The 25,202-nt window shown below is 74.5% G+C and carries 22 protein-coding genes; 7 read left to right on the forward strand and 15 right to left on the reverse strand.

Annotation, left to right across the window (positions count from 1 at the left end):
* Nucleotides 1-36 precede the first annotated feature (36 nt).
* Together ACRAKH_RS18005 and ACRAKH_RS18010 are read right to left on the reverse strand one after the other, a co-directional pair.
* On the reverse strand, nt 37-1,425 hold the full coding sequence (locus ACRAKH_RS18005) for an acyl-CoA reductase (RefSeq protein ID WP_380729225.1): 1,389 nt from the start codon (nt 1,423-1,425) through the stop codon (nt 37-39).
* The gene (locus ACRAKH_RS18010; protein ID WP_380729223.1) at nt 1,422-2,489 is read right to left on the reverse strand and encodes an acyl-CoA reductase; all 1,068 of its coding nucleotides are present in this window, start codon (nt 2,487-2,489) and stop codon (nt 1,422-1,424) included. The genes ACRAKH_RS18005 and ACRAKH_RS18010 overlap by 4 nt, the downstream gene beginning before the upstream one ends.
* 705 nt (nt 2,490-3,194) lie before the next feature.
* Here ACRAKH_RS18010 and ACRAKH_RS18015 point away from each other — a divergent pair.
* Entirely contained in the window at nt 3,195-4,985 is a 1,791-nt protein-coding gene (locus ACRAKH_RS18015; RefSeq protein WP_447009134.1) for a cyclic nucleotide-binding domain-containing protein, read from the forward strand.
* 123 nt (nt 4,986-5,108) lie between these two features.
* On the opposite strand, the gene ACRAKH_RS18020 is transcribed toward ACRAKH_RS18015, so the two are convergent.
* From ACRAKH_RS18020 to ACRAKH_RS18065, 10 genes are all read right to left on the reverse strand, one after another.
* Nucleotides 5,109-6,332 (reverse strand): D-arabinono-1,4-lactone oxidase, encoded by a 1,224-nt coding sequence (locus ACRAKH_RS18020; protein ID WP_380729149.1) that lies wholly within the window; start codon nt 6,330-6,332, stop codon nt 5,109-5,111.
* Nucleotides 6,333-6,377: 45 nt separating this feature from the next.
* Nucleotides 6,378-6,788 (reverse strand): carboxymuconolactone decarboxylase family protein, encoded by a 411-nt coding sequence (locus ACRAKH_RS18025; RefSeq protein WP_380729151.1) that lies wholly within the window; start codon nt 6,786-6,788, stop codon nt 6,378-6,380.
* Nucleotides 6,789-6,863: 75 nt separating this feature from the next.
* Nucleotides 6,864-8,315 (reverse strand): class I adenylate-forming enzyme family protein, encoded by a 1,452-nt coding sequence (locus ACRAKH_RS18030; protein WP_380729153.1) that lies wholly within the window; start codon nt 8,313-8,315, stop codon nt 6,864-6,866.
* Nucleotides 8,312-9,721, reverse strand: coding sequence for a CoA transferase (locus ACRAKH_RS18035; RefSeq protein WP_380729155.1), 1,410 nt, complete (start codon nt 9,719-9,721; stop codon nt 8,312-8,314). Before ACRAKH_RS18035 ends, ACRAKH_RS18030 begins: the two co-directional genes overlap by 4 nt.
* Nucleotides 9,718-10,485 carry a class I SAM-dependent methyltransferase gene (locus ACRAKH_RS18040; RefSeq protein ID WP_447009135.1) on the reverse strand — a complete coding sequence of 256 codons (768 nt, stop codon included), beginning with the start codon at nt 10,483-10,485 and terminating at the stop codon, nt 9,718-9,720. The genes ACRAKH_RS18035 and ACRAKH_RS18040 overlap by 4 nt, the downstream gene beginning before the upstream one ends.
* Nucleotides 10,482-12,080 carry an AMP-binding protein gene (locus tag ACRAKH_RS18045; protein ID WP_447009136.1) on the reverse strand — a complete coding sequence of 533 codons (1,599 nt, stop codon included), beginning with the start codon at nt 12,078-12,080 and terminating at the stop codon, nt 10,482-10,484. Before ACRAKH_RS18045 ends, ACRAKH_RS18040 begins: the two co-directional genes overlap by 4 nt.
* Entirely contained in the window at nt 12,077-13,423 is a 1,347-nt protein-coding gene (locus tag ACRAKH_RS18050; RefSeq protein WP_380719709.1) for a protoporphyrinogen/coproporphyrinogen oxidase, read from the reverse strand. Before ACRAKH_RS18050 ends, ACRAKH_RS18045 begins: the two co-directional genes overlap by 4 nt.
* Entirely contained in the window at nt 13,423-14,346 is a 924-nt protein-coding gene (locus ACRAKH_RS18055; protein ID WP_380719707.1) for a UbiA family prenyltransferase, read from the reverse strand. Before ACRAKH_RS18055 ends, ACRAKH_RS18050 begins: the two co-directional genes overlap by 1 nt.
* A gap of 10 nt (nt 14,347-14,356) precedes the next feature.
* On the reverse strand, nt 14,357-15,484 hold the full coding sequence (locus tag ACRAKH_RS18060; RefSeq protein ID WP_380719705.1) for a DegT/DnrJ/EryC1/StrS family aminotransferase: 1,128 nt from the start codon (nt 15,482-15,484) through the stop codon (nt 14,357-14,359).
* The gene (locus ACRAKH_RS18065) at nt 15,481-16,629 is read right to left on the reverse strand and encodes a DegT/DnrJ/EryC1/StrS family aminotransferase (RefSeq protein ID WP_380719703.1); all 1,149 of its coding nucleotides are present in this window, start codon (nt 16,627-16,629) and stop codon (nt 15,481-15,483) included. Before ACRAKH_RS18065 ends, ACRAKH_RS18060 begins: the two co-directional genes overlap by 4 nt.
* A 232-nt stretch (nt 16,630-16,861) precedes the next feature.
* Between ACRAKH_RS18065 and ACRAKH_RS18070 the strand changes: the two genes are divergently transcribed.
* Genes ACRAKH_RS18070 through ACRAKH_RS18095 form a run of 6 tightly spaced genes read left to right on the forward strand, consistent with a single transcriptional unit; the run spans nt 16,862 to nt 22,466 of the window.
* Complete coding sequence (locus ACRAKH_RS18070; protein WP_380719701.1) at nt 16,862-17,884, forward strand: Gfo/Idh/MocA family oxidoreductase; 1,023 nt, start codon at nt 16,862-16,864, stop codon at nt 17,882-17,884.
* Complete coding sequence (locus ACRAKH_RS18075) at nt 17,874-18,809, forward strand: sugar phosphate isomerase/epimerase family protein (protein ID WP_380719699.1); 936 nt, start codon at nt 17,874-17,876, stop codon at nt 18,807-18,809. Before ACRAKH_RS18070 ends, ACRAKH_RS18075 begins: the two co-directional genes overlap by 11 nt.
* 48 nt (nt 18,810-18,857) lie before the next feature.
* Entirely contained in the window at nt 18,858-20,093 is a 1,236-nt protein-coding gene (locus ACRAKH_RS18080; RefSeq protein ID WP_380719697.1) for a M20/M25/M40 family metallo-hydrolase, read from the forward strand.
* Complete coding sequence (locus tag ACRAKH_RS18085; protein ID WP_380719695.1) at nt 20,090-21,142, forward strand: Ldh family oxidoreductase; 1,053 nt, start codon at nt 20,090-20,092, stop codon at nt 21,140-21,142. The genes ACRAKH_RS18080 and ACRAKH_RS18085 overlap by 4 nt, the downstream gene beginning before the upstream one ends.
* Nucleotides 21,139-22,035 carry a Gfo/Idh/MocA family protein gene (locus tag ACRAKH_RS18090; protein ID WP_380719693.1) on the forward strand — a complete coding sequence of 299 codons (897 nt, stop codon included), beginning with the start codon at nt 21,139-21,141 and terminating at the stop codon, nt 22,033-22,035. The genes ACRAKH_RS18085 and ACRAKH_RS18090 overlap by 4 nt, the downstream gene beginning before the upstream one ends.
* Complete coding sequence (locus ACRAKH_RS18095; RefSeq protein ID WP_380719691.1) at nt 22,035-22,466, forward strand: DUF6917 domain-containing protein; 432 nt, start codon at nt 22,035-22,037, stop codon at nt 22,464-22,466. Before ACRAKH_RS18090 ends, ACRAKH_RS18095 begins: the two co-directional genes overlap by 1 nt.
* A 68-nt stretch (nt 22,467-22,534) precedes the next feature.
* Here ACRAKH_RS18095 and ACRAKH_RS18100 read toward each other — a convergent pair whose 3' ends face one another.
* The 3 genes from ACRAKH_RS18100 to ACRAKH_RS18110 form a co-directional block, all read right to left on the reverse strand.
* Nucleotides 22,535-23,071: an EF-hand domain-containing protein gene (locus tag ACRAKH_RS18100; RefSeq protein ID WP_380719689.1), complete on the reverse strand. Its 537-nt coding sequence runs from the start codon at nt 23,069-23,071 to the stop codon at nt 22,535-22,537.
* Between the two features lie 166 nt (nt 23,072-23,237).
* Entirely contained in the window at nt 23,238-24,485 is a 1,248-nt protein-coding gene (locus ACRAKH_RS18105; protein WP_380719687.1) for a nucleotide sugar dehydrogenase, read from the reverse strand.
* A gap of 113 nt (nt 24,486-24,598) precedes the next feature.
* Nucleotides 24,599-24,904 carry a hypothetical protein gene (locus ACRAKH_RS18110; RefSeq protein ID WP_380719685.1) on the reverse strand — a complete coding sequence of 102 codons (306 nt, stop codon included), beginning with the start codon at nt 24,902-24,904 and terminating at the stop codon, nt 24,599-24,601.
* Nucleotides 24,905-25,202: the final 298 nt, after the last annotated feature.

A 25,202-nucleotide genomic window follows, 5' to 3' on the forward strand; every position in this document is an offset into this window, starting at 1 on the left:
GAAGCGGATTTCCAGCATCCGGACCGGTGAGAGCGGTCACACGGCCGTCGGGTCGGGCTCCAGCTCCGGGTGCAGCTCGACGTCGCACCAGCGCACGAGCCCGGCGATGCGCGGCTGACCGTCGTGCCGCCAGACCATGCTGGGCTTGGTCATCGCGCCCGGCGCGCACACCCGGCTCGCCCCGAGGACGGCGAGTTCCCGGGCCGTGCGCCGCAGTTCGTCGCCGACCGCGCCGAGCCCCACGTTCTGCAGGTGCCGGGCGTACGGGCGCATCACGGCGACGGCGGCGGCGACGTCCGGCACGGACACGATCCGCGCGACCCGGTTGCCCGCGCCGCTGAGCGGCATCAGCGTGTCGTCCAGCACGACCGTCCACTCCAGACCGTCCGGCGACCACACCTCGCTCACGTCCGACGTGGCCGCGCGCCACTCGGCGACGAGCCTGCGGTGCTGCAGCACCGTGGCGTCCAGGTCGTCGACCGTCCCGGGCGGGGTGTCCCGCGCCTCGTCCCGCATCGCCGCGGCGAGGTGCTGCGCCACCGCGCGGGCGTGCTGCTCCTGCACCAGGTACACCTGCGGCGACAGGCACGCGTGCTGGTCGAAGTCGCTGCAGTCGGCGGCGATCCGCCGGGCCACCTCGGCGGCGCCGTGCTTCGCCGCGTAGTCGGCGCTGATCACGCCGAACGACAGCTTGTGCGCGTGCTCCTCGTAGAGCTGGTGCGGCGCGACCTTGGCGCGGATCGCCGCGCACGCCTGGTCGCCGCCGTAGGCGATCACCGCGTCGGCGTGCCCCAGGGCGGCCTCCAGCGACGCGTCGTCCGCGCGGTCCCAGTACGTGGCCACGACGGCGTTCGCCAGCACCGGCTCGACGTCGTGCAGGCTGCGCAGGAACGCGGCGGTGAAGTGCGGCTCCTTGGCCGGGACCTTGGCGATCACGGTGGCCTTGACCAGCAGCGCGCGCACCAGCGACCGCACGGGCAGGCCGGGGACGTTGCCGGAGAACACGGCCAGCACGGTGCGCGGTCCGACGGCCGTGGTGCCACCGCGGAAGCCGTCGAGCACCTCCGGGTCGCCCAGCTCGCGGGTCAGCGCGGCGAGCAGCGACTCGGCGCGCAGGTTGCCCACCTCGGCGTCCAGCGCGCGCTCGATCGTCTCCTCGGACATGCCGGTGACCAGCGCGGCGTCCCGCACGGTGGCGCGGCGCGGGGCGAAGTCCCGCTTGGCCCACCGGTCGGACACCTCGTCCAGCGCCGCCACGATCCGCCGCACGGGCAGCCGGCGCAGCTCCTCGTGCGCCGCCGCCAGGCCCGCGCCGACCGCGGTCCAGTCGGCGGGCCGGACGCCGCGCCACTCGTGCGGGCCCGACCGCAGGCTGAACGGCACGCCGTCCACCGGCGCCCAGCCCGGCATCCACGACACGCTCATGCGGCTCCTCCGGTCATCTCGTCCAGGGTCAGGGAGCAGCCGCGGCTGGTGCTGCCCGCGATGCGGCCGGCGATGGCGACGCCTTCCGGCCCGGCGACGCCGAGGTCGCCGGTCAGCAGGACGTGCGGCCGGTCGAGCAGGGACAGGTCGGTGACCTCCAGCAGGCCGTGGCCCTCGGTCAGGTGCTCGCGCGTGCGGGGGTCGCGGACCTTGGGGCCGCCCGCCGGGTGGTGGCCCTTGGGTCGTTCGCCGAGCGGGCCGACGGGGGTGTCGGAGGCGTCGTAGAGCATGTTGGCCAGCTCGGTCATGCCGAAGATGTTGCCGTGCCGCTCGATGCCGAAGACCCGGCGCACGGCGACGCGGAGGTCGTCCACCCTCATGATCCGCGAGCGGCCCTTGAACCCGCCGCCGTCGTACATGCGGGAGCCGGCGGGCAGCTGCCAGCTGCGGCCCTGCGCCTGGAGCGCGTCGCAGATGTTGACGAACGCGAAGGTCGCGCCCACGAGCACCACCGGCAGGTCCTCGGCCACGGCGGCGTCGAGGCGCCGTGCCAGCAGGTCGAAGTCGACGCCGTCCGAGCCCACGACGGCCGCGCTGAACCGGGGGTCGCCGCACGCCTCGGCGAGCCGGGCCATGTCGAACGCGATCGCCATCTCCGGCGCGGCCTCCTCGGAGGGCGCGAACGACAGGACCGCGGGACGCACGTCGCCGGTGAGCAGGTGCCGCCGGGCGTTGGCGGCGATCGCGATCCCCTTCAGCTCCAGGCCGAGCTTGGAGTAGCGGACGCTGCCCCGCACGCTCCCGGTCGTGCCGCTGGTGCGGAACACGCGGACCGGCGGCGCGTCGGGGAACAGGTGCGGCCCGCCGTCCTTGTAGGCGGTGTCGGGCACGCCGACGCCCACCCCGACCTGCTTCCAGTAGCGGGCGACGTCCGGCGAGTTGGCCATCGCCAGCTCGACCAGGTGCTCGTGGACGTCGAGCGGGTCGCCGATCCCGTCGGAGACCAGCAGGGCCATGCGTTCGAAGAGCCGCGCGACGTGGGGGTCGTCGTGGGCAACGGTCATCGATGTCCTCCTGCGGTGTGGGCGAACCCGACCGGTCAGCGGCGGACGGACGCTTCGGACAAGATCCGTCCCCGGAACGGGGTAGCGGCGACCGGGGGTTGCCAGGCGCACAGGATGACCGAGGAACGCTTCGGGCCCAACCGCATCCGCGCGTTCCGCTACGGGAACCGGAACGCATGACGGCCCGGAAGGTGCTCACGACCCGCCGCACGGCCGATGGCGTGCGTCTACCCGGCCGACGACATGCCCCCGCGCCCACGCTGACCCCCCGGAACACGAGGAAGGGGAACCGCACGGGCTACGCGTTCGTGGCTGAGGGGTTGGTCAAGCGGTACGGCGCGACGACCGCGCCGGCCGGTGTCGACCTCGCCGCCCGGCCAGGGCCGGTGCGAACCCACGCGCATGCGGTGTCCGTCCCACGGCGGTCGCGGTGGTCGTGGGACAGTGGCCGGACGTGTGGGCCGTGTGAACAACAGGAAAATTGCCGAGTTGTCCGCAATATTGCGGATTCGCTTCGGACATTCGCCCATTCGTGCCGTAACAATGTTCTGGACTGGGCTAACGAATGCCCGGAGCAACCGATATCGCCGCTATGGACGACGATTCCACCCCGGCGGCACGAGTCCACGCGCCCGAACGCCGGAACCCGGCGTCCGAACGCGGGAACCGAGCCGTCGCAGACCGAGCAACCACCTGGGGTGCCGGATGAACAGCCGAATGGTCGAACTCGAAGCAGTCCTGTCCCGGTCCGCGCCGGACCGGCAGGCGGCCCGGCGCCTCGCCGTGGACCTGGCGCGCTCGCTGGACGCGCTCAGCGCCCGCCGGGACGTGGACCGCCTGCTGCGCTGCGCCGCCGCGCTGACCCGGATGGGGTCCGCCGACGCGGCGGACGCGCTGCTGATCGCGATGCTGGCCCTCGTGGACCCGACGGGCCCCGAGGCGTCGCGGGTGCGCGACCAGCAGGCGCTGGTGGCCGTCGCCCGCGGTCGGCGCGAGCCGGGGCCGACACCGCCGCGGCAGGTGCGGCGCCGCCCGCCCGCCGCCGCGTTCGGGCGGGGCGCTCCCCCGCGCCAGGTGGTGGGCGACTTCCTCGACCCGATGCCGGTGGCCGACCCCGTCGCCGTCGGCTCGGTCGCCGTCGCCGTCGAACCGGTGAAGTCGACCGAGACGGGCGCGCTGGAACTGGCGTTACAGCGCAACGCGGCCGTGCTGGGCGCGAACCACCCGCAGACGGCCGTGCTGCGGCTGAACCTGATGTGCGCCCGGTTCCGGATCGCCCGCGACCAGGGCGACACCGCGGAGGTCACCGAGGCGCTGGCCGACCTGCGTGACGCGACCGACCGGGCGGTGAACTCGCTGGGCGTCCACCACCCGCGGGCGCTGGTCGCGCAGGCGAACCTCGCGTCCGCCGAGTTCGAGCTGGCCAGGGTGCGCCGGTCGGCGGAACGGGCCCGGCTCGCGCTGCCGAGCCTGCGTTCGGCCGCCGACCGCACCGCCACCAGGCTGGGCGCGGACCACCCGCACGCGGTGATCGCCACGGCGAACCTGGCGTCGGCCGAGCTGGAGCTGGCGCACCTCGACGGGACCAGGGCGCAGGCGCAGCGGCTGCTGGACGTGGTGCGGGACGCGTCGATGCGCGCGGTGTCGGCGCTGGGCGTCGACCACCCGGCCGTGCGGGCGCTGGAGGAGCAGCGGCGGGCGTGCGAGGCGCTGCTGTCCGGCGCGGGGCCCGACCCGTCGTTCGAGCGGGGTTACGCGTCGTTCGCCGACGCGGGCCGCTCGCTGGCCACGTCGAGCCCGTCGGGAGCACGGGCGGGCGCGCCGGAGTGGCCCGCCGGGACGTTGCTGGCGCGGCTGCGGGAGACCAGCCGGCAGGAGCTGCTGGGCCTCGGCACGGCCGTCCGGTACGCCCCGGACCGGGAGATCATCGTCCAGGACGCCACGGACACGCACGTGTTCCTGATCCTCGACGGCGTGGTGAAGGTGCTGGTCGACGACGGGTCCGGCGAGAGCGCGGTGCTCACCGTGCGGGTCGCGGGCGACCTGGTCGGCGAGATGGCGTCGATGGACCACAGGCCGCGCTCGGCGACGGTCGTGACCTGCGGCGACGTGACGGCGAAGCTGATCACCAGCGCCGAGCTGCACGGGTTCCTGCACCGCCGCAACGACGGGTTCGTCGAGCTGCTGGGCGTGCTGGACGACCAGCTGAGGTGGGCCAACCGGCGGCGGCGCGACTTCCTGTCCCACACCGCCGCCGAGCGGGTCGCGCGGGTGCTGGCCGAGCTGGTCGGCGCGCACGGCAGGCAGGAGGTCGGCGGCTGGGTGCTGGGCATCCCGCTGACGAAGGTGGAGCTGGCGTCGATCGCGGGGATGAAGCCGCGCACGGCCGAGAAGGCGTTCGCGGACCTGCGCAAGGCGGGCGTGGTGGTGAGCCACCTGCGGCGTGACGTGGTCGTGCCGGACCTGGAGGCGCTGCGCCGGTTCGCCCGCTTGTGACCCCGGTTCCCCCGTCGGGGACGACAGCACGTGGCCGGTGGAGCCCTTCGAGGCCGCCCCGGCCTGGTCCGGCAGCGGCAGGTGGACCTCCCGCCCTCGACCCGCTGGACCGGGCCTGACCGCCTACCGGGCGAACCAGCCGTCGACCAGGGGGTTGCGGAAGACGCCGTGCGGGTCGAGGTCGGCGCGCAGGGCGGCGAACCGGTCCCAGTGCGGGTAGCGCTCCCCCGGGTCGGCCAGCTCGAACAGCTTGCCCCAGTGCGGGCGCGGCTGCCACGGGCTGAGCGTGGCCTCGATCTTGCGCAGCACGGCGCGCACGGCCGCGTCGTCAGGCTGCCACGTGAAGTGGAACGCGACGCTGTCCCGGCCGTGCACGGGGCTGAGCCACTGCGCGTCGGCGGCGACGGTGCGGACCTCGGAGGTCAGCAACACGGGGGCGGTCTCGGCGGCGAGGGCGTTCAGCGCGGTCAGCGCCTCGGCGGCGTGCTCGCGGGCCACGAAGTACTCGGACTGCAGCTCGCGGCCGACGCTGGGCGTGAAGTCGGCGCGGAAGTGCGGCAGCCGCTCGTGCCACGGGCCGGGCTCGCCGAGCTGGGCGGTGCAGTGCAGGGCGGGCTGGCCGGGCACGGGGTGCCGGGGCTCGGTCGCGGGGGTCGCGCCGGTCCACGCCAGGTCGTGCCGGGTGTCGGTGGCGCGGTGCTTGGCGAACACGTGGGCGACGCCCTGCCAGGTGGTGAAGGCGCTGACGCTGTAGGCGCTCGCGAACACGGCGTCCACGTTCTCCACGAGGGCGTCGAACGGCATGTCCTGGTAGACCCGCTGCTCGACCTCGAACGTCGGCACGACGTCGAGTTCCACCGCGACGGCCACGCCCAGCGACCCGAACGCGACCACCGCGCCGTCGAACCCGTCGTCGCCCCGGCCCAGGGTGGTGACGCGGCCGTCGGCGGTGACCAGGTCGATCGACCGGACCAGGCTCGCCAGGGACGGGATGTCGTTGCCCGAGCCGTGGGTGGCGGTGGCGCACGCGCCGATGATCGTGATGTGCGGCAGCGACGGCATGGCGGGCAGGGCCAGGCCAGCGGCGTGGAGCAGCCCGGCGAGCCGCGCCAACCGCATCCCGGCGCTCACGCGCACCGACTCGGGGCCGGCCTCGAACACCTCGGGCATCCGGTCGAGGCTGATCAGCGTGCCGGCGGTGTCGGCGATCGTGCTGAACGAGTGGCCGGCGCCGACCACGCGCGCCGTCCCGGCGGTCCGCACGACGTCACGCAGCTCGTCGACGGAGGTCGGGTGCGCGGTCCGCGCGGCGGAGAAGGTGACGTTGCCTGCCCAGTTGGTGCTCACGGCCGGATTCTGCCTCACGCGACCCGCGCCCGGGTCGCGCCGGGGTCAGGTGAGGCGGGCGCTGATCGCGAGCCGGTTGTAGGCGTTGACGACGGACGTGACCCACACCACCTGCTGGGCCCGGACCGCGCCGACCTCGCGGATCGCGGCGTCCAGGACGGTGTCGGGGACGTGCCCGTCGTGGATCAGCGTGACCGCTTCGGCGAGCGCGAGCACGGCGCGTTCCGCGTCGGTGAACGCCGGGTCGGCGCGCCACGACGACACGTCCCGCGTCTCCCCCAGCGCGGTGGCGGCGTCGGTGTGCAGGCGGACGCAGTACGCGCAGCCGTTGAGCTGCGAGCACCGCAACCGGACCAGCTCCACCAGGCCGGCGGGCAGGTCCACGTCGTCCACGGCCTTCGCCAGCGCGCCCAGCGCGGCGAACCCCGGTCCGGCGAACGGGTCGAGCTTGATCACAACCACCTCCGGGTCAGGTCGTCACACGGGTCGTCACACCGGGGTCGTCACAGCGGGGTCGTCACAGCGGGGTCGTCACAGCAGGGCGCCGTGGCGTTCGGCGGCGAGCCGGGCGACGGTGCGGAGGCACACCTTCCCAGTGCGGCCGAGGGGCAGTTCGGGCAGGAGCAGCAGCCGTTCGGGGTGCTTGCGGCGGCTCACGCCCCGGTCGCGCAGGAACTCCGCGAGCTGCCCGAGCGAGGGCGGCGGGTGGCCGGGGCGCACGGCGACGCACGCGCACAGCCGCTCGCCGAGGTCCGGGTCGGGGACCGGGACGCACGCGACCTCGGCCACGCCGGGGTGGCCGCCGAGCGCGAGTTCCACCTCGGCGGGGCTGATCGTGTAGCCGCCGCGGATGACGACGCGCTTGAGCCGGCGCACGACGTGCAGGGTGCCGTCCGGGTCGAGGAAGCCCTCGTCGCCGGTGCGCACCCACCCGCCGGGCAGCCGGTGGCGCGCGTCCAGTTCGGGCGCGTCGACGTAGCAGAGCGGTGTCATGGGGCCGAGGGCGCAGATCTCGCCGTCCCCGATCCGGATGTCGGTCACCGCGGGATCGGGTCGGCCGACGCCGTGCCCGGGGGTGGAGGTGTGGCAGTTGACGCCGTCGGACGACCCGTAGATGTTGATCACGGGCCGGTCGAACGCGGCCCGCGTGACCGCCAGCGTTTCCGGCGTCAGCACGTCGCCGCTGGACACGACGGCGCGGATCGAGGAGGTGTCCATTGTGGACGCGAGTTCGGTCATGCGGCGCAGCATGGTCGGCACGCCGAACACGTGCGTCGGCCGGTGGTCGGCCACCACGCGCAGCGCCGCCGCCGCGTCGAACCGGCGCTGGAGCATCAGCGTGCCACCGAACCGGCACAGCGTGATCGCCGCGCCGAACGACCCGAACGCCGACGCCAGCGGCACCAGCACGAGGTCGCGCGGCACCGCCGTGACGCCGTGCACGGCCCGCACGTAGTTGCCGCGCCCGCCGGCGAACGCGTTGTGCGAGTAGGCGACGAGCTTCGGCGCCGCCTCCGAGCCGGACGACACGAGAATCCGCGCGGGCGCCTCCGGGTCGACCGCGACCGGCGACCACGGGACGTCCTCATCGGACTCCAACGCCTCCGACACGTCCGTGAGCACCGTGCTGACGACCGGTGAGCCGCCGTCGGGCAGGTGCACGGCCACCGCGCCGATCGCCGCGACCGCCAGTTCCGCGACCACGGCCTCCCTCCCGTTGGGCAGGTCGAGGCCGATGATGTCGGCGGGGCCGTAGTCGCGCAGCGACGTCGCCAGCCGCCGGACGGCGCGATCCAGCGCCGCGTAGTCCATCGCGCCCGCGTCGTCGATGACGGCGGTGCGGCGCGGGTGGCGTGCCACCCGGTCCCGGAACAGCGAGTGCAGGTCCCGGTCCGGGCAGTGCCCGGCCTCGACCCACGAGCGGCGCGTCCCGGCCGGGACCAGGTCGCGCAGCACCACGCCGGTGGTCGACGTCCACGTCATCGGAACTCCCACACCCCCGTCGGCACCACGCACCCGTCCCGCGTCAGCGCGCGGGAGAACCGCTCGTCCCGTCCCAGCTCGGCCAGGTCCGCGCACACCGGCACGCTCAGCGGCGCGGCGCACCGGCCGGTCGCGCGGGCGTTGAGCCGGGACGCGGCCGACAGCAGCGAGGACGCCACCGACTGCCCCACCCCGGACCTGATCCGCCGCGCCACCGCGTCCACCACTCCCCCGGCGCACACGACGCCGCCGAACACGTCCACGATCGTCATCAGCGACGGCGGCACGCCCGCGTGCGCCTGCACCACGTAGTCGGTGCCCAGCGGCGGTCGCGCGCCCAGCTCGTCGCCCCAGCCGGACGCGTGCGCGTAGACGATGCCAGGCCGCGCCCGGGCCACGTCGCGCGGCCGCAACGCCCAGTCAGCGTCCTTGCCCGGCGCCCAGTTGTGCAGGAACACGTCCGCGCCCGACACCAGCTCCAGCAGCTCCCGACGCCCGGCCACGGTGGCGAGGTCGACCTCCACGACCCGCTTGCCCCGGTTGAGCGCGTGGAACCGGGCGGACACGTCACCGGCCATCGGCGGCACGCCCCGCAGCGGGTCGCCGCCCGGCGGCTCGACCCGCACCACCGACGCGCCGAGCTGCCACAGCAGGTGCCCGGCCAGCGGGCCCTGCACCCGTCGGCACGACTCCACCACCACCAGCCCCGACAGCGGCAGCACGCCGTGGTGCGGCGCGACTCCCACCGCCGGTGCGGCCGGTCCCAGCGGTCGCACCCGGTACGGCGGCAGGTCGTCCACGGCCCGGTTCGCCACCCGCACGAGCGTGATCCCGGTGGTGGCGGCGACCTGTTCCAGCCGCGCGATCGGCGAGCGGGCGGTCAGCCCGGTCAGCTCGCGCGGCAGCGGGCACGTCGCGGTGGCGAACCGCTGCTGGAACGGCCGCCACACCCGGGCCACCGCCCGCGGTTCGGCGTGCAGCGCCGTCCAGAACCGCCGCCACACCTCCGCGTCCAACGCCTCGAGCTCGAACGCGACCCCGTCGGAGGACACGAACGGCGGCCCGCCGCCCGCGCCGCCCGCCGGTTCGGGGAGGGTGAGGCCGACGTCGGGCGCGGTCGCCGCCGCGAGGTACTGCGACACCGCGAGCAGCGCCGCCTGGGCGACCGACGTGGACACCGCGCGCAGCGGCACGCCGCGCAGCCGTGCCACGTCCAGCGCCAGGGCGCCGATGCCGGCCAGCTCGGACGCGAGGATCGACGCGTAGTCCAGCCCGAGCGCGGTGGGCCTGCCGAACCGGCGGCCGTGGACGTGCATGAGCCCGCACGCGGCCTGCACGTCCCGCTCGCCGGCCAGCGGCAGGTCGACCGGTCCGGCCCACGGCACGGCGGTCGCGGTGGACGTCATGCGGGCCGCCTGCCGTGGACCGAGTACACGACGGGCGAGGTGGCGAGGAACCGCTCGTCGGCGAGCAGGTCGCGGACGGCGGCGAGGTGCGCGTCGGTCAGGCCGGCGGCGACCAGCTTGTCCCGCAGCATGCGGGTGGTGTGGGCGAGCAGCGCCACGCCCGGCGACCCGGCGCGCCACGGGTGCACGACCACCCGGGGGTCGATGTCGACGAGCCCGGCGGCGACCATCGCCGCGGGCGCCTTGCGGCCCCACGCGCCGTCCACGCCGAACGCGTCGAACACGCCCTCCTTGACCGCGAGGAAGGTCTCGTACAGCTCGGCGGCCTGCCGGTCCGGCGCGCGCAGCACGGGGCTGTAGGAGTTGTCGAACTCGTCCACCTGCAGCAGGCCGCCGGGCTTGAGCGCCGTGACGAGCTTGCGCAGCACCGCGTCGCGCTCGGGCAGGTGCCGCAGCACGAGCCGCACGTGGACCAGGTCGAACGCGGCCTCGGGCAGCGGGTCGTGCACCACGTCGTGCCGCAGCACGGTCAGGCCGGGCGCGGGCGGCACGTGGTCGGTGTGCACGTCGGTGGCGAGCACGACGGCGCCGCGCCCGGCGAGCCAGTGGGCGACGCTGCCGCCGCCCGTGCCGACGTCGAGGCACCGCCAGCCGGCCCGGACGCCGGTCTGCGCGAGCCGGGCGAACGTCACGGGGTCGTAGGCGGCGGCGAGGCAGCGGTGCTGCTCGGCCACGTGACCGCGGTCGAAGACGTAAGTGGTCACGTCCACCGTCCCGTGCCGTGGGTCTCGGCGGTGCCGACGAGGCGGGTGAGCAGGTCGAGGCGGCGCACCTTGCCGGTGGCGGTGCGCGGCACGTCGTCCCACGCCAGCACGTGCGGCTCGGCCATCGGAGGCAGGTCGGCCACCGCGCGACGCCACGCCGCCGGGTCGAGCGGACCGGACGTCACCAGCACCGGGATCGGCGGCCGGCCCGGCGTGCCGAGGACCACGCACTCCACCACCTCGGGGAGCCGGTCCTCGACCAGGTCCTCGACCTCCAGGCAGCTCAGCCCCGGCACGGCGTCCACCTCGCGGTCCAGCAGCCGCACCGCGCCGCCGCGGGTGATGACGCCGAGGTCGCCGGTGTTCCACCACGGTCCGGTGTTCTTGGCCTCCCACCGGTCCTGCTCGCCGACGTACCCGGCGCAGCGCGCGGCGGTCCGGGCGAGCACCAGCCCGGCGCGCCCGCGCGGGAGGGGCGCGAACGTCACCGGGTCCACCACGCGCAGCCGGGTGCGGCCGGGCACGGGACGTCCGAGGTCGCGGGCGTCCGGCGAGCGGGTGAGCGCGCGGCGGGTGAGGAACCGGAAGGTGAGCGGGCCGGTCTCGGTCTGGCCCCAGCCCTGCATCCACAGTGGACGGCGGCGGCGCGACGCGTGGAGCATGGCGCGGATCGCGGGCGGGTGCATGGCGTCGTACGTGCTGACGAACAGCCGGACGTCGCGGAACGGGTTGTCGGGGCGGGACGCGAGCGGCTGCCACCGCACGTAGGCCGACGGCAGCGCCTCCAGCGTCGTGGGCCGGTGCCGCGCCAGCACGGTCTCGGCCGACCGCGGGTCGCCGAGCAGCACGATCTTGCGCGGGGCGAGGCAGAACACGCTGGCCGTCCAGCAGAACGTGCGGCCGTGGGCGTAGGAGCTCGCATTGGCGACGACGTCGTCGCGGCGCACGCCGATCACGGGCCACCGCACGGCTTCGAACCGGGCCAGCCGGTGGACGATCGTGCGGGTGGTGTGGACGACGAGCTTCGGCACGCCGGTCGTGCCGGACGTGTGGTTGACGACGAGCGGGTCGTCGTCGTGGCGGCCTCGCGGCGCGGGCGGCCGTGAGCCGCGCACGTCGTCCAGCGGCACCGCGCCGGCGAACGGCTCGCCCAGCGCCAGCACCCGCCCGGCCACCCCGGCGGGCGGCACCCGGTCGGTCACCAGCACCGCCGGGTCGAGCCGCTTGAGCAGGGTCTCGAGCGCGTCGTCGGACAGGTGGCCGGACAGCAGCGCGGGCACCGCGCCGATCCGCACGGCGGCGCACGCGAGCAGGTCGTAGTCGTAGTGGTTGCGCTTCACCACGGCCACCCGGTCACCGCGCCGCGCGCCCACGGCGTGCAGCCAGCCCGCGGCCTCCCGCACCAGGCCGGCCAGCTCCGGCACGGTGTAGTCGACGCCCTGGCCGAACCCGTCGTCGCCGAGCGCACCGTGCGACCGGTCTGCCGGCGCGGGTCCGGCCGGCGCGATGTCGAACGGCCGGTCGAGGTGGACGGTGGTGTGCGTGTGGCGCGCCGCGACCTCGTCGAACAGCGTGCCCATGTCGTGCGGTCTCATGCGTGCTCCCTCTTCGGCGCGGCGGCCGACGGCAAGGTCCCGGGCTGCGCGGCGGCCGACGGTGTTCGGGCGAGGACGCGGGCGGCGGCCCGGCGGCCGGAGCGCACGGCCGCCTCGCTGTACGGGGCCAGCGTCAGCCAGTCCCCCGCGTAGTCGACGACGCCGCCGAGCCGTGACTCGAACCCGGCGCGCAGGTCCAGGGCGGCGGGCGTGGCCTCGGGCAGGCCGTGGCGGAACCGGTGCACGACCGATCCGGTCACGGCGGCGCGCAGGCCGGGCACGAACCGCTCGGCCTCGTCCGCGAGGACGCCCACCACCTGGTCGTCCGGCGCGTTCAGCAGCGCGGGCACGATCGCCGGACTGGCGATGACGGTGACCAGCCCGCGTCCCGCGGGCGCCCGGTCGGGGTGCTTGAGGTGGTCGAACAGCACCACGGACACCGACGGGCTCTCCGACCGCGGCACGGCGAGCAGGTAGACGCCGGGGTCGGGCCGGCGGTCCAGCATCAGGTGCGCCTTCACCATCGGGGTGAACGTGCAGGCGTCGAGGAACCGCCGGTCGGGCTCGGGCGCGGTCACGTGGACGCGGCGCGCGACGGGCGCGGGCACGGCCAGCACGACCGAGCGGGCCCGCACCTCGCCGTCGTCGCCGACCACCCGCGCGTGGTCCCGTGCGGCGACGACCTCCCGCACCGGGAACGACGTGGTGACGTCCAGCCGCGCGGCGAGCGCCCGCGCCAACGAGTCCATGCCGCCGTCGTACGCGCGCCAGCCGGTGACCGGCCCGATCGCGCCCAGCAGGCCGAGGAACGGCGCGGCGGCCGAGTGCTCCGGCCGCCAGCCGAAGAACCCGGACACCACCGGCTGGCACAGGTACTCCAGCAGGTCGCGGTGGTGGGGCGCGGCGAACTCGGCGACGGTGGCGCGGCCGAGCCGGGACGTCTCGGGCCGGGTGACGTCGAACCGGCCGCGCGTGGCGCGCAGGAAGTCCAACCTCGCCCGCACCGACAGGCCAGCCCCGGTGAGCAGGCCCAGCGGGTGCGCCAGGCCGCGCCGGACCCGGCCGTCGCGCCACACGCCGACGTGCCGCCCGACCTTCCGCGGCGCGGCGTCGAGGCCGGTCCGCCGCAGCAGGTCCCACGTGTCGGGGTAGCCGCGCGTGGAGATCTGCTCGGCGCCGGTGTCGACGACGAACCCGGAGACGTGGCGCGTGGCCATCCGGCCGCCGACGTGGTCGGCCGCCTCGAACACGCGCACCTCGCGGCCCGCGCGGGCCAGTTCGTGCGCGGCGGCCAGCCCGGCGATCCCGCCGCCGACCACTGCCACGTCCAGCTCGGCGCCCATCAGCGCACCACCAGGTTGACCAGGACCAGCGTCACCACGGTCACCCGGTGCACGTCGATGCCGATCCGGCGGGCCCGCAGGATGTCGCCCCGGCCGAACCCGACGCGCAGCTGCCGCAGCCGCAGCACGACGGTCGGCAGCAGCGCGAGCGGGAACCACCACGGGCCGCCGACCCACGGCAGCGCCAGGATCAGCAGCAGCTCGCACGCCGAGACGCCGTGGACGAACAGCTTGTTGCCGCGCGGCGAGGTGAGGGCGGCCACCGTGGGCCTGCCGACGCGCCGGTCGCCCGCCACGTCGTTGGTGTTGGAGTAGACGCCGAACAGCAGCGGGCCGAGGCCGAAGATGAGGGCCTGCACGATGACGACGCCGTCCACGGCGCCGGTGACGAGGCCGTACGGCGCGAGGACGAGCGCCCAGCCCAGCGCGGCCAGGAAGAACTCCTGGAACCCGCGGTAGCTCAGCTTGACGCCCCAGGAGTACTGCAGCGCGAAGAAGTACGTGACGGCGACCAGCGCGACGGTCCACACCGGACGGTGCGGCGCGAGCCACAGCGCGCCCGCCCACACCGCCGCGCCCACCACGGCGGTGACGAGCGCGAACCGGAGCACCTGCGGCTCGGTGAGCGTCCCCGCGACGAGCGGTTTCCGGTTGAGCTTGCGGGCCGGCGCGTCCGGGGCGTAGTTGGCGATGTCGCTGCCGTCGCGGTAGCCGGTGAGGTCGTCGAGGGCGACCATCGCGACGATGACGAACACCTCGCCGACCAGGAACACCGCCATGGTGGTCAGGACGCCGCCGTCGAACCGCAGCGCGGGCGCGAGCAGCGACCACACCACCAACACGCCGAGGTAGTAGTCGACGATGTCGAGCTTGGCGAGCTTCACGTACGCGCCGGTCGATCCGGGCGCGATGGTGGTCGTCATCGGAGCTTCCTCAGCTGTCGGGCCCGGCGTGCCGGGCGAACCGGCACACCTCGTCGGCGATGTGCTCCACCTGCGCGTCGGTCAGGTGGGGGTGGATGGGGAGGGCGAGCTGTCGCCGTGCGGCGGACTCGGCGGCGGGCCAGTCGCGGTCGGGTTGCGCGTGCCCGGCGAACGCGGGCTGCCGCGGCAGCGGGGCCCGGTAGTAGACGTGCGTGCCGATGCCGCGGGAGGCGAGGTGCTCGCGCAGCGCGTCCCGCCGCTCGGCCAGCACGGAGTAGACGTAGAAGCAGCGGCCGTCCCGGCCGGGCGGCGGCGCGAGGACACCCCGGCCGGCCAGCCCGGCGAACCGCTCGGTGTAGTAGTCGCCGATCCGCGCCCGCCGCTCCAGCCGCCGCGGCAGGCCGGCGAACCGGCGCAGCTGGAACGCGGCCATCACCTCGTCGAACCGGCTGTTGCCGCCGACGCGGTGGTGCACGAACCGCCGCACGCCGTCCTGGCCGTGGTTGCGCAGCATCCGCACGGCCCGGCCCAGCGCCGGGTCGCCGGTCACCACCATTCCACCCTCGCCGGGCATGCCGAACGTCTTGACCTGCACGAACGAGAACACGCCCGCGTCGCCCCAGGTGCCGGCGGGCCGGCCGGCGAGCACACCGCCCTGGGCGACCGCCGAGTCCTCCAGCAGCCGCGCGCCGGCGTCCGCGGCGATGCGCCGCAACGCGGGCATGTCGGCCATCACGGAGAACACGTGCGCGGGCATGATCACCTTGGTGCGCCCGGTGACCAGCTTGTCGACCTCGGCCGGGTCGACGACCATCGTCCACGGGTCGACGTCGGCGAACACGGGCGTCGCGCCGACCGCGAGCGGCGCGGACGCCAGGGGCGCGCAGCCGTAGGCGGGGACGATCACCTCGTCGCCGGGGCCGACGCCCATCGCCTGCAGCGCGAGCGTCAACGCGGACGTGCCGCTGCCGCACGCCACGGCGTCGGCGACGCCCAGCGAGTCCCGCAGCACGGCCTCGAACTCCGCGGTGCGCTCGCCGAGGATGAACCGCTGGTCCAGCGCGAGGCCGACCTCCTCGACCACTTCCAGCAGCAGGTCGCCGTCGAACAGGTCCGGCGGGAAGAACGGGATCGTCACGCGTGCCCCCCGGTCTGGAAGGAGCGGATCACGTCGCACACCCGGTCGACGTCGTCCACCGCCAGGTCCGGGTACAGCGGCAGGGCGAGCGTGCGGCGGCACGCCGCCTCCGCGTTCGGGAAGTCGCCCGGCCGGTGGCCGAGGTCGGCGAAGCACGGCTGGAGGTGCAGCGGCACCGGGTAGTACGTCTCGGTGCCGACGCCGTGCGCGGCGAGGTGCGCGGCCAGCTCGTCGCGCCGGTCGACCTCGATCACGTACACGTAGAAGACGCCGCGCACGCTCGCCCGGCGGGGCAGGACCGACGGCAGCTTCCGCACGCCCGGCACCCCGGTCAGGCCCCGCGCGTACCGGTCGGCGAGCTCGGCGCGGCGGCGGATGTCGGCGTCGAGCCGCCCCAGCTTCGCCAGCAGCACGGCGGCCTGGACGTCGTCCATCTTGCTGTTCACGCCGACGAGGCCGGTGGTGGTGGCGATGCCGGGGAAGTTGTCGATCGTGGGGCCGAACCGCCCGTGGTGGCGCAGCGCGCTCACGGTCTCCGCCACTTCCGGGTCGTTCGTGATGACCGCGCCCGCGTCGCCGAGCGCGCCGAGGGTCTTGGTCGGGAAGAACGACAGCACTCCCCCGGCGCCGAGCAGGCCCGCGTGCACGCCGTCGTGGCGCATCCCGATGGCCTCGGCGCTGTCCTCGACCAGGGTGAGGCCGAGCCGGCGGGCCACGGCGAGCAGCCCGGTGAGGTCCGCGGGCTGGTGGAAGAGGTGCGCGGGCATGACGAACCGGGTGCGCGGCCCGGCGACGGCGGCGACCGCGTCGGGGTCGAGGCCGTAGCCGTCGGGCTCGATGTCGGCGAACACCGGGCGCCCGCCCGCCGGCACGACCGAGGACGCCGAGGCGATGAACGAGAACGCGGGGACGACCACCTCGTCGCCGGGGGCGAGCCCGCAGGCGCGCAGCAGCAGCACGAGGGCGTCGGTGCCGCTGTTGACGCCGACGACGTGCGCCGCGCCGGTGTACGCGGCCAACGCGCTTTCCAATTCGAGGACTTTGCGGCCGTGCGAGTATTTCCCGTTCTCGATGACGTCAACGATGTGCCCTCGCGTTGTCGGCCACAAATCCGAAAAGGTTGCCGATTGCGTGAAGAATGGCACGGTCAGCGCACTCACCTCCGCTGTCGCCGGTTCCGCCGGCGAGCGTATGACAGCCCACCGGAGGAACCACGCCCCGCACGCGAGTTCACTCTTCCTGGTCAATTCGGCGAGCCGGTGTTGACAGCGCGACGTGCATTGGGACAACGTCGGGCCCGTCAATTGGGGTCACAAGTCGCAATTCCCGATGCCTTCCAACGGATCAAGACGGGGCTCAATAGTGCGGACACTCGTCGTGGGGCTGGGTCGGGCCGGGGCGGAGCTGCACCTGCCGGTGCTGGCCAGGGCCCGGACCTCGGTCCCGCAGTTGTTCGACGACCGGCCGATCGTGGCCTGCGACCCGCGGCGGCTACCCGCCGAACGCCCGGGGCTCGCGATGGCGGGCAGCCTCGCCGAGGCGGCCGACCTGCTCGCCCCCGCCGACGCGGTGGCGCACGTGTGCACGCCGCCGACCGTGCGCGCCGAGGTGATGGCCGAGCTGGCCGAGCGCGGGTTCCGCAACGTGATCGTGGAGAAGCCGCTGGCCGCCGACACCGACGACCTGGCCAGGGTGATCCGGCTGCGCCGCAAGCACGGCCTGCGGATCGCGGTGGTCGAGCCGTGGCTGACCAGCTCCCTCACCACGCGGCTCACCGAGCTGCTGCGCGGCGGCACGCTCGGCGAGGCGAAGTCCATCTCGATCGTGCAGAACAAGCCGCGGTTCCGCCGCTCGCTGACCAGGCCCAGCCACCAGACCGCGTTCGACGTGGAGCTGCCGCACGGTGTGGGCCTGGCGCTGCGCCTGGCGGGCAGCGCGCGGGTCACCCACGCGGCCGGCTACGACCTGACCGTGGGCGACGTCGTCGTGCCGCGCATGGGCGGCGCGCGGATCGGCCTGCGGCACAACAGCGGCGTCCGCACGGAGATCAGCTCCGACCTCACCTCCCCGGTGCGGGAGCGCCGGATCACGGTGGAGTTCGAGAAGGGCAGCGCGGTCGGGCACTACGCGGTCAGCGACGACGACGACCACTCCCAGCTCACCGTCACCGTGAACGGGCGGCGGGAGCACGAGGTGCTGCGGGACGACTCGCTCACCGAGTGGGTGGTCCGCGCCTACCGGATGTTCCAGTCGGCGGGCGACCAGCACGCGCGCGGGTTCGCGTTCGCCACGGACGTCGTGCAGCTGCTCGCGGTGGCCAAGAACATCTGCGCCGAGCCGGTGGTGCCCTCCGCGCGCGGCGAGGCGTCCTCCGGCCCGGTGACCGCCCATGCCCGCTGACCGCACGCCCACCGACCCCGTGCCCACTGACCTCGCGACCGCCGGCACTGCGCCCACCGACCCCGCGCCCGCTGACGGCGTGCCCACCGAGGGCGTGCTCACCGATGGCGTGCCGGAGCCCGTGCTGGCGGGTATCACCGACGAGGCCGCCCCCGACCTGGCCGGGCAGCTGGCCGTGCTGGCCGAGCTGGGCTGGTCGCACGTCGAGCTGCGCACGGTCGACGGCCGCGCGGTCGCCCACCTCGATGACGCCGAGTTCGCCGGGCTCGCGAAGACCCTGGCCGCGCACGACGTGCGGGCGGTGTGCCTGGCGTCGCGGATCGGCGGGTGGGCGCGGCCGGTGAACGCGCCCTTCGAGCACGACCTGGCCGAGCTGGACGTGCTGCTGCGCCGCTGCGCCGAGCTGGGCACCCGGTACGTGCGGATCATGTCGTACCCGAACGCGGGCCTGTCCGAGCGGCGCTGGCGCGACCGGGTGGTCGCCCGCGTGTCGCTGCTCGCCGAGCGCGCCGGCACGGCCGGGGTCGTGCTGCTGCACGAGAACTGCTCCGGCTGGGCGGGCACGAGCGCGGAACGCGCGCTGGAGCTGCTGGCGGCGGTCGACAACCCGGCGTTGCGGCTGCTGTTCGACACCGGCAACGGCGTCGCGCACGGCTACGACGGGCACGCGATGCTGCGCGAGGTCGTCTCGCACGTGGAGCACGTGCACGTCAAGGACGCCGTCGGCGACCGGTTCGTGCCGCCGGGCGCCGGTCACGCGCGGGTCGCCGACTGCGTGGAGCTGTTGCGCGCCCACGGTTACCGGGGCGCGTGGTCGCTGGAACCGCACGTGTCGCTGCTCCCCCACGAGTCGGGCGCGCTCGCCCCGGACGCCGCGGCGGCGTTCGTCGCGGCCGGTCGGGCGATGGCCGGGCTGGTGCGGTGAGCGGGACGGCACCATGATCGGGGACGGCACCATGATCGGGACGGCGCCGTGATCGGCGAGGACCGGGACCTGCTGCTGCGGCTGCTCGCGCTGCCCACCGCCGGACCGCTGGAGACGGCCGACGACGTCCACCTCTGGGAGGCGATGCAGCTCTACTCGGACGCCGCCGAGGGGTTCGGCCTGCGCACCGTCCACCTCGCGGCGGCACGGGAGGCCGACGTGCTGCGCCCGGACGTGCCCGCCGCCGTGCGCGAGGCGATCACCGCGGACCCGGGGTTCCTGGCGTGCCAGCCGAGCGCGGTGCTGCGGGTCGGCGACGCCGACCCGACCGTGATGTTCAACGTGCACCTCGACACCGTCGCGCCGTTCGAGCCGGCCGGGTTCGACGGCGTGCGGTTCCACGGTCGCGGCGCGATCGACGCCAAGGGACCGGCGGTGGCGCTGCTGGCCGGGGTGCGCGCCGCGATGGCCGACTCCGCCGTGGGCCGCGACGTCAGCGTCCTGGTGCAGGCGGTGTCCGGCGAGGAGGGCGGCGCGATGGGCGTCTTCGGCACCCGCCCCCTGGTCGAAGCCGGTTTCCACGGCAGCCTCAACGTGTTCTGCGAGCCGACCGGCCTGCGCTACCTGCCCCGCTCCACCGCCGCCATGACGGCCTGCGTCCGGGTCGCCGGCGAAGACGCCATCGACGACCGGCCGCACGTCGGGCACAACGCGTCGGTGCTGCTGGGGTTCCTCGCGCAGCACCTCGCCGGCGCGCTGGCGGGCCGGGTGCCCGACGGGCAGGTGTGCGTCGCCGGCCTGCACACCGGGCACCTGCACAACCGCGTATACGGCACCGGCGAGCTGCTGCTGAACCTCTCCTACGGCAGCACGGCGTCCGCGCGGGCCCTCGGCGACGCCGTGGAGACCGCCCTGCGCGACGGGCTGGCCGAGTTCACCGCCCGGTTCCGCGACGTGGCACCCTTCCACCGCACCGCCGTCGACGCCGCCGCCATCACGCACCTCGTGTGGCGCAAGCGCGGCCTGCCCGCCCTGCCACCCCAGGACGTGCCGCTGCTCGACACCGTCGCGCCCCGGTGGCCCGACGACGAACCCGCGTTCACCTGCGACGCCATCTGGCTGGCCGACGTGCCCGGCGCCCGGACCGCCGTGCTCGGCCCCGGCTCGCTGGCCGCCAACAACGCCCACGCGCGCGGCGAGCACGCCGACGTCGCCGACCTCGACCGGTTCTCCGCCGTGGTGCGGGACATCGTCGTGCGGTTCGCGCGGAACGGAGGAACATGACCGTCCTGGTGCCCTACCCGACCCTGCTGGCCACCGTCGCCGACGTCTTCCGCGAACGGGGCGTCCCACCCGACCGGGCCGCGGTCGCCGCCGAGGCGCTGTGCCACGGCGACCTCACCGGCATGAGCACGCACGGCCTGGTCAACCTGACCCGGCTGTACCTGCCCCTGTTCGACTCCGGCCGCACCGACCCGACCGCCGGCATGGAGGTGCTCACCGACCTCGGCGCGTCCGTCCTCGCCGACGCCCGCCGGGCCCTCGGGCTCTGGTCGGCGTCACAGGCGGTGGAACTGGCCGCCGCACGCGCCGCCCGCCACGGCGTCGGCCTGGTCACCCTGCGCGGCGCGACGCACATCGGCTGCGCCGGCTACCACGCGGCACGGGCCACCGCGCACGGCATGATCGGGTTCATCGCCTCGAACTGCGGCGGCCAGCGCATCGCCCGCCCACCGGGTGGCCGCGAGCCCGCGCTCGGCACGAACCCGCTCGCGCTGGCCTGCCCGGCGGGCGACCGGCCGCCGTTCGTGCTGGACATGAGCACGACCGTGGTGCCGACCGGCCGCATCCGCGCGGCGGCGCGCGCCGGCGAGGAGATCCCACCGGGCTGGCTGGCCGACGACGACGGCGCCCCGGTGACCGACCCGGCCGCGTTCGACCGCGGCGACGGGCACCTGCTGTGGCTGGGCGGCACACCGGAAACGGGCGCCTACAAGGGTTTCGGGCTCGGCCTGCTGGTGGAGGTGCTGGGCGCCCTGCTGCCCGGCGCCGCCCTCGGCCCCACCTCCGCGGTGTCGCGGGACGACGACATCGGCGTCACGGCGCTGGTGTTCGCTCCGCACGCCCTGCGGTCCGGGTTCGCCGACGACGCGTCGGCCCTGTTCGGCGCGATCCTCGGCGCCACGCCCGTCGACCCCCGCGGACCCGTCTCGTACCCCGGCCAACACGAAGGCGAACGCGCGCGGTGGCGCCGCACCCACGGCGTGCCCCTCCCGGCGGAGCTGTACGAAGAGCTGCGCGCCGTCGCACCGGCCCTGCGAGCCGCCGGATGACCGCCCCGATCCGGCTCGGCGTGGTCGGCCTGGGCGTGATCTCGCGGTTCTACCTGGCCGCGATCGCCGACTCGCCGAGGTTCGAACTGGCCGCCGTGTGCGACCCCGACGACCGCGCCACCGCCGGCCACCCCGTGCCCGCCCACCGCTCGCACCAGGAGATGCTCGACGCCGGCGGGCTCGACGCCGTGGTGATCACCGCGCCGAACGACGTCCACGCCGGCGTCGCCCTGGACGTCATCGCCCGCGGCCTGCCGGTGTGCGTGGAAAAACCACTGGCCACCACCCTGCGCGACGGGCTCGCCGTGGCCGACGCCGCACGGCGGCACGACGTGGCGCTGTTCACCGCGTTCCACCGCCGCTACAACGCCCACGTCCTCGCCCTGCACGACAAGCTCGCCGGCGCCGCGCCCGTCACCGGCCTCACCGTCCGCTACCTCGAACGCATCGAGGAGCACGTCGGCCACGACCGCTGGTACCTCGACCCGGCCCGGTCCGGCGGCGGCTGCGTCGCCGACAACGGACCCAACGCCCTCGACCTCGTCCGCCTGTTCCTCGGCGACGTGGCCCTGGAGTCCGCCCGCATCACCCGGGTCGACGGCATCGACCGGCAGGCCGTGCTCCACGTGCGCGGCACCGCGCCCGCCGAGGTCGAACTGGACTGGTCGCACCCCGGCGAGACCAAGGACGTCACCGTGCGACTCGCGGACGGAACCGTGCTGCGGGCCGACATGCTCGCCGGCTACGACGAGTTCAAAGGCTCCCTGTGGCACGAGTACACGGGCGTGCTCCACGACTTCGCACGCGCCGTCGACCTGCGGTCGGCGTGGCGGGACGGCGGCCTGGCCGCCTTGGACCTGGTGGACGAGTGCTATCGACGAGAGGGCGAGTGATGCTGGAGGACGGCGAGAAGCGAGCGGTCGGCAGCCGGGTCGTGAAGGTCCTGGTGCACCGCCGCGACGACCGCGGCATGAGCCTGGAGCCGTTCGCGAGCCGCTGCGTGCGCCGCGGCGAGGTGCACGAGCTGGTGACCACCGACCACGACGACACCACACCGGGCGCGCGCGTCGACCGCGTCGCGTTCCTCGGCTTCGTGGAGATCGACAACGCGGGCGTCATCGACCGCGGCGACGAGGTGTGGTGCGACGGCGAACTGGTCGGCACCGTCCTCGGCTTCGACGCCTGCCACCACCCGAACCACTACAACATCCTGGTCACCACCACCACGCCCCGCACCGGACCGGAGATCGGCCTGCGCCCGGAGATGGACGTCGTGTTCTGCCCCGCCGTCGTGCCGGCGCCGACCGCCGTGCCGGCCCTCTAGGCGACCTCGTCACACACGGCGGCGGCGCCCCGGGAATGATCCCCGGGGCGCCGCCGCACGTCGTCAGGTCAGTGACCCAGGAGCGGCACGTCCAACGTGCCGAAGTGGTAGGCGCGCACCGCGCCGACCAGCTCGTCCACCGTCAGCTTGCCGTTGCCGCTGGTGTCGATCGTGCGGAACGCCTCGACCGCCGACGACGCGTCCACGCCGATCGCCTCCAGCCACCGGCGGAATTCCGCCGGGCTCACCTCGCCGTCGCCATCGGTGTCGCACAGGCCCACCATGGCCGCGACCGTCGGCCGCACGACCCGGTTGAACCCCGCGTCGCCCTCCGCGAACACCTGCGCCTCGACCACGCTCAGGAACTGGTCCTCGGTCATCGCGCCGTTCGCGCCGACACCGGCCTTCGTCGCCAGGAACTCGAACATGGCGATGTAGGCTTCGATCAGGGCCCGCGCCTGCGGCGACGACGGCTCCTCGCCGAACGCCGCGATGATGCGGTGCGCCTCGGCCTCGTAGTCGGCCTTCTCGATCCGGCCGTTGCCGTTGACGTCCCACTTCTCGAAGCGCTTCTTGAGCCGGTCGTTCTTGACCGTCGTGGACATGACCATTCGGGACACTCCTCAGTGTGAAAAGTCCGGTTCCGGCGACAACGCCGGAACCGACGTGCCTACGTTTCGTGTTTCGTGTTTCGTGTTTCGTCTTGCGGTTCGTCTCGTGCCGACCAGCCAATTGCCGATCCGGTCCGGAAAACACACCCGGACCCGACCACTACAGGCGCATGACCTCCCCTCCCGGCACGCTGCCCGTCACGTCGAGCAGCAACCGCGCCTCACGGGCCACCAGGCCCAGGTCGTAACCGCGGTGCGCGACGAGGAGCACGGTGGCGTCGCTCGCCCGCAGCGCGGAGTCCAGGTCGGCGACCGGCGGCCCGAGCGCGGGCACCACCCCGGCCACCGGGTCGTGGTAATCCACCACCGCGCCCAGCGACCGCAGCTCGTCCGCGATCCGGAACGCGGCCGACTCACGCGTGTCCGGCACGTCGGCCTTGTACGACACACCCAGCAGCAGCACCCGAGCCCCGGCCACCGGCACGCCCTCGCGGGTCAGCATCCGCACGGTGCGCTCCACCACGTAGGACGGCATCGCCGAGTCCACCCGCCGCGCGGCCTCCACCACGCCCAACCGCGCGCCTTCCCGACGCGCCTTGTCCAGCAGGTAGCGCGGGTCGACCGGGATGCAGTGCCCGCCGACACCCGGTCCCGGCGTGAACGGCGCGAACCCGAACGGCTTGGTCGCCGCGCAGTGCAGCACGTCCCACACGTCCACGCCCAGCCGGTCGCAGAACACCGCGATCTCGTTGACCAGCGCGATGTTCACGTACCGGTAGGTGTTCTCCAGCAACTTCGCCATCTCGGCCTCACGCGTGCCGCGCGCCACCACGACCGTGTCCACGAACCGGCTGTAGAAGGTGGCGCAGTGCTTCGCGCACAACGGCGTGTGCCCGCTGACCACCTTGGGCGTGTTGCGGATGCCGTAGTGCCGGTTGCCGGGATCGATGCGCTCGGGCGAGTAGCCGAGCGGGAAGTCCTCGCCCGCGACCAGACCGTGCCGCTCCAGGATCGGCCGCAGCACCTCGTCCGTCGTCCCCGGGAAGCTGGTCGATTCGAGCACCACCAACGTCCCCGGTCGCAGCTGGTCGGACACCGTCGCCGCCGCCGCCCGGACCGCGCCGAGGTCGGGCCGCCCGTCCGGGCCCAGACCGGTGGGCACGCAGATCACCACCGTGTCCGCGCCGGCGATCACCGCCGGGTCGCCCGTGGGCGTGAAACCCCTGGCACGCATGGCCCGCAACTCGGTCGACGGCACGTCCAGCACGTGCGAACGGCCCTCGGTGAGCGTGCCCACCACGTCCGGGCTCGTGTCGTACCCGGCCACCGACAGGCCGGCCGCGCTCGCGGCCGCCGCCAGCGGTAGACCTACGTAGCCGACTCCGACCACGACCAGATCGAACGGCACTTGCGCCCTTTCCACGGCCTCGACCCCGCTCGCCCGCGGGTGAGGTGTCGTTGGCAGATCAGTTGTCCCCGTTGTCGCCGGTGTCCCGGACGGCACGCCGCCGGCCACGCCGGTCAGGCCCGGAACGCGGCGCCGAACGTGGGCACGTGCGTGCCGTACCCCGGCTCCACCGTCACGAGCGGTGACACGCACAGCGGGTCACCGAAGATCGTGACGTCACCGTCGGTGAGGTTCGCCAGGACGTGCGCGCCGGCCGGGAGCCGCCGGCAACCCACGGGGTTGTCGTAGTTCTCCAGCGGCACCGCCTCGACCGAGAACACCACGACCTTGCCGGTCGCGGCCTGCGCCGCAGGCCCGAGGGGAACCAGCAGCACCGCCGCGACAAGCCCGCTGAGCACCACGCCGAACAGGCGTTTCATCCGTCGCCTCCGCACTAGGGTTCATTGCTGTCCGCAAGCTAACAGTCACCCAGAGCAAGAAGCAGCGGCGGAACCCAACACCACTCGGGCAGGTTGCGGCCCGTCCGCCGACGTTCATCCGGTTGGTCGTGACACGCCTAGCCGGTGTGGTTGTCGGCGATCCGCGAACCGATCGGGTTCACAAGGTCGAGCGATGCCACCCCGGTCCGCGACCGGGTTCAGAAGGAAATCAGACGCACCGCGTGACAATCCCCGGACCGGCACCGCTCAAGAACCTGACAGCGACCACACAAGTGAG

The sequence above is a fragment of the Saccharothrix hoggarensis genome, assembly GCF_052936025.1.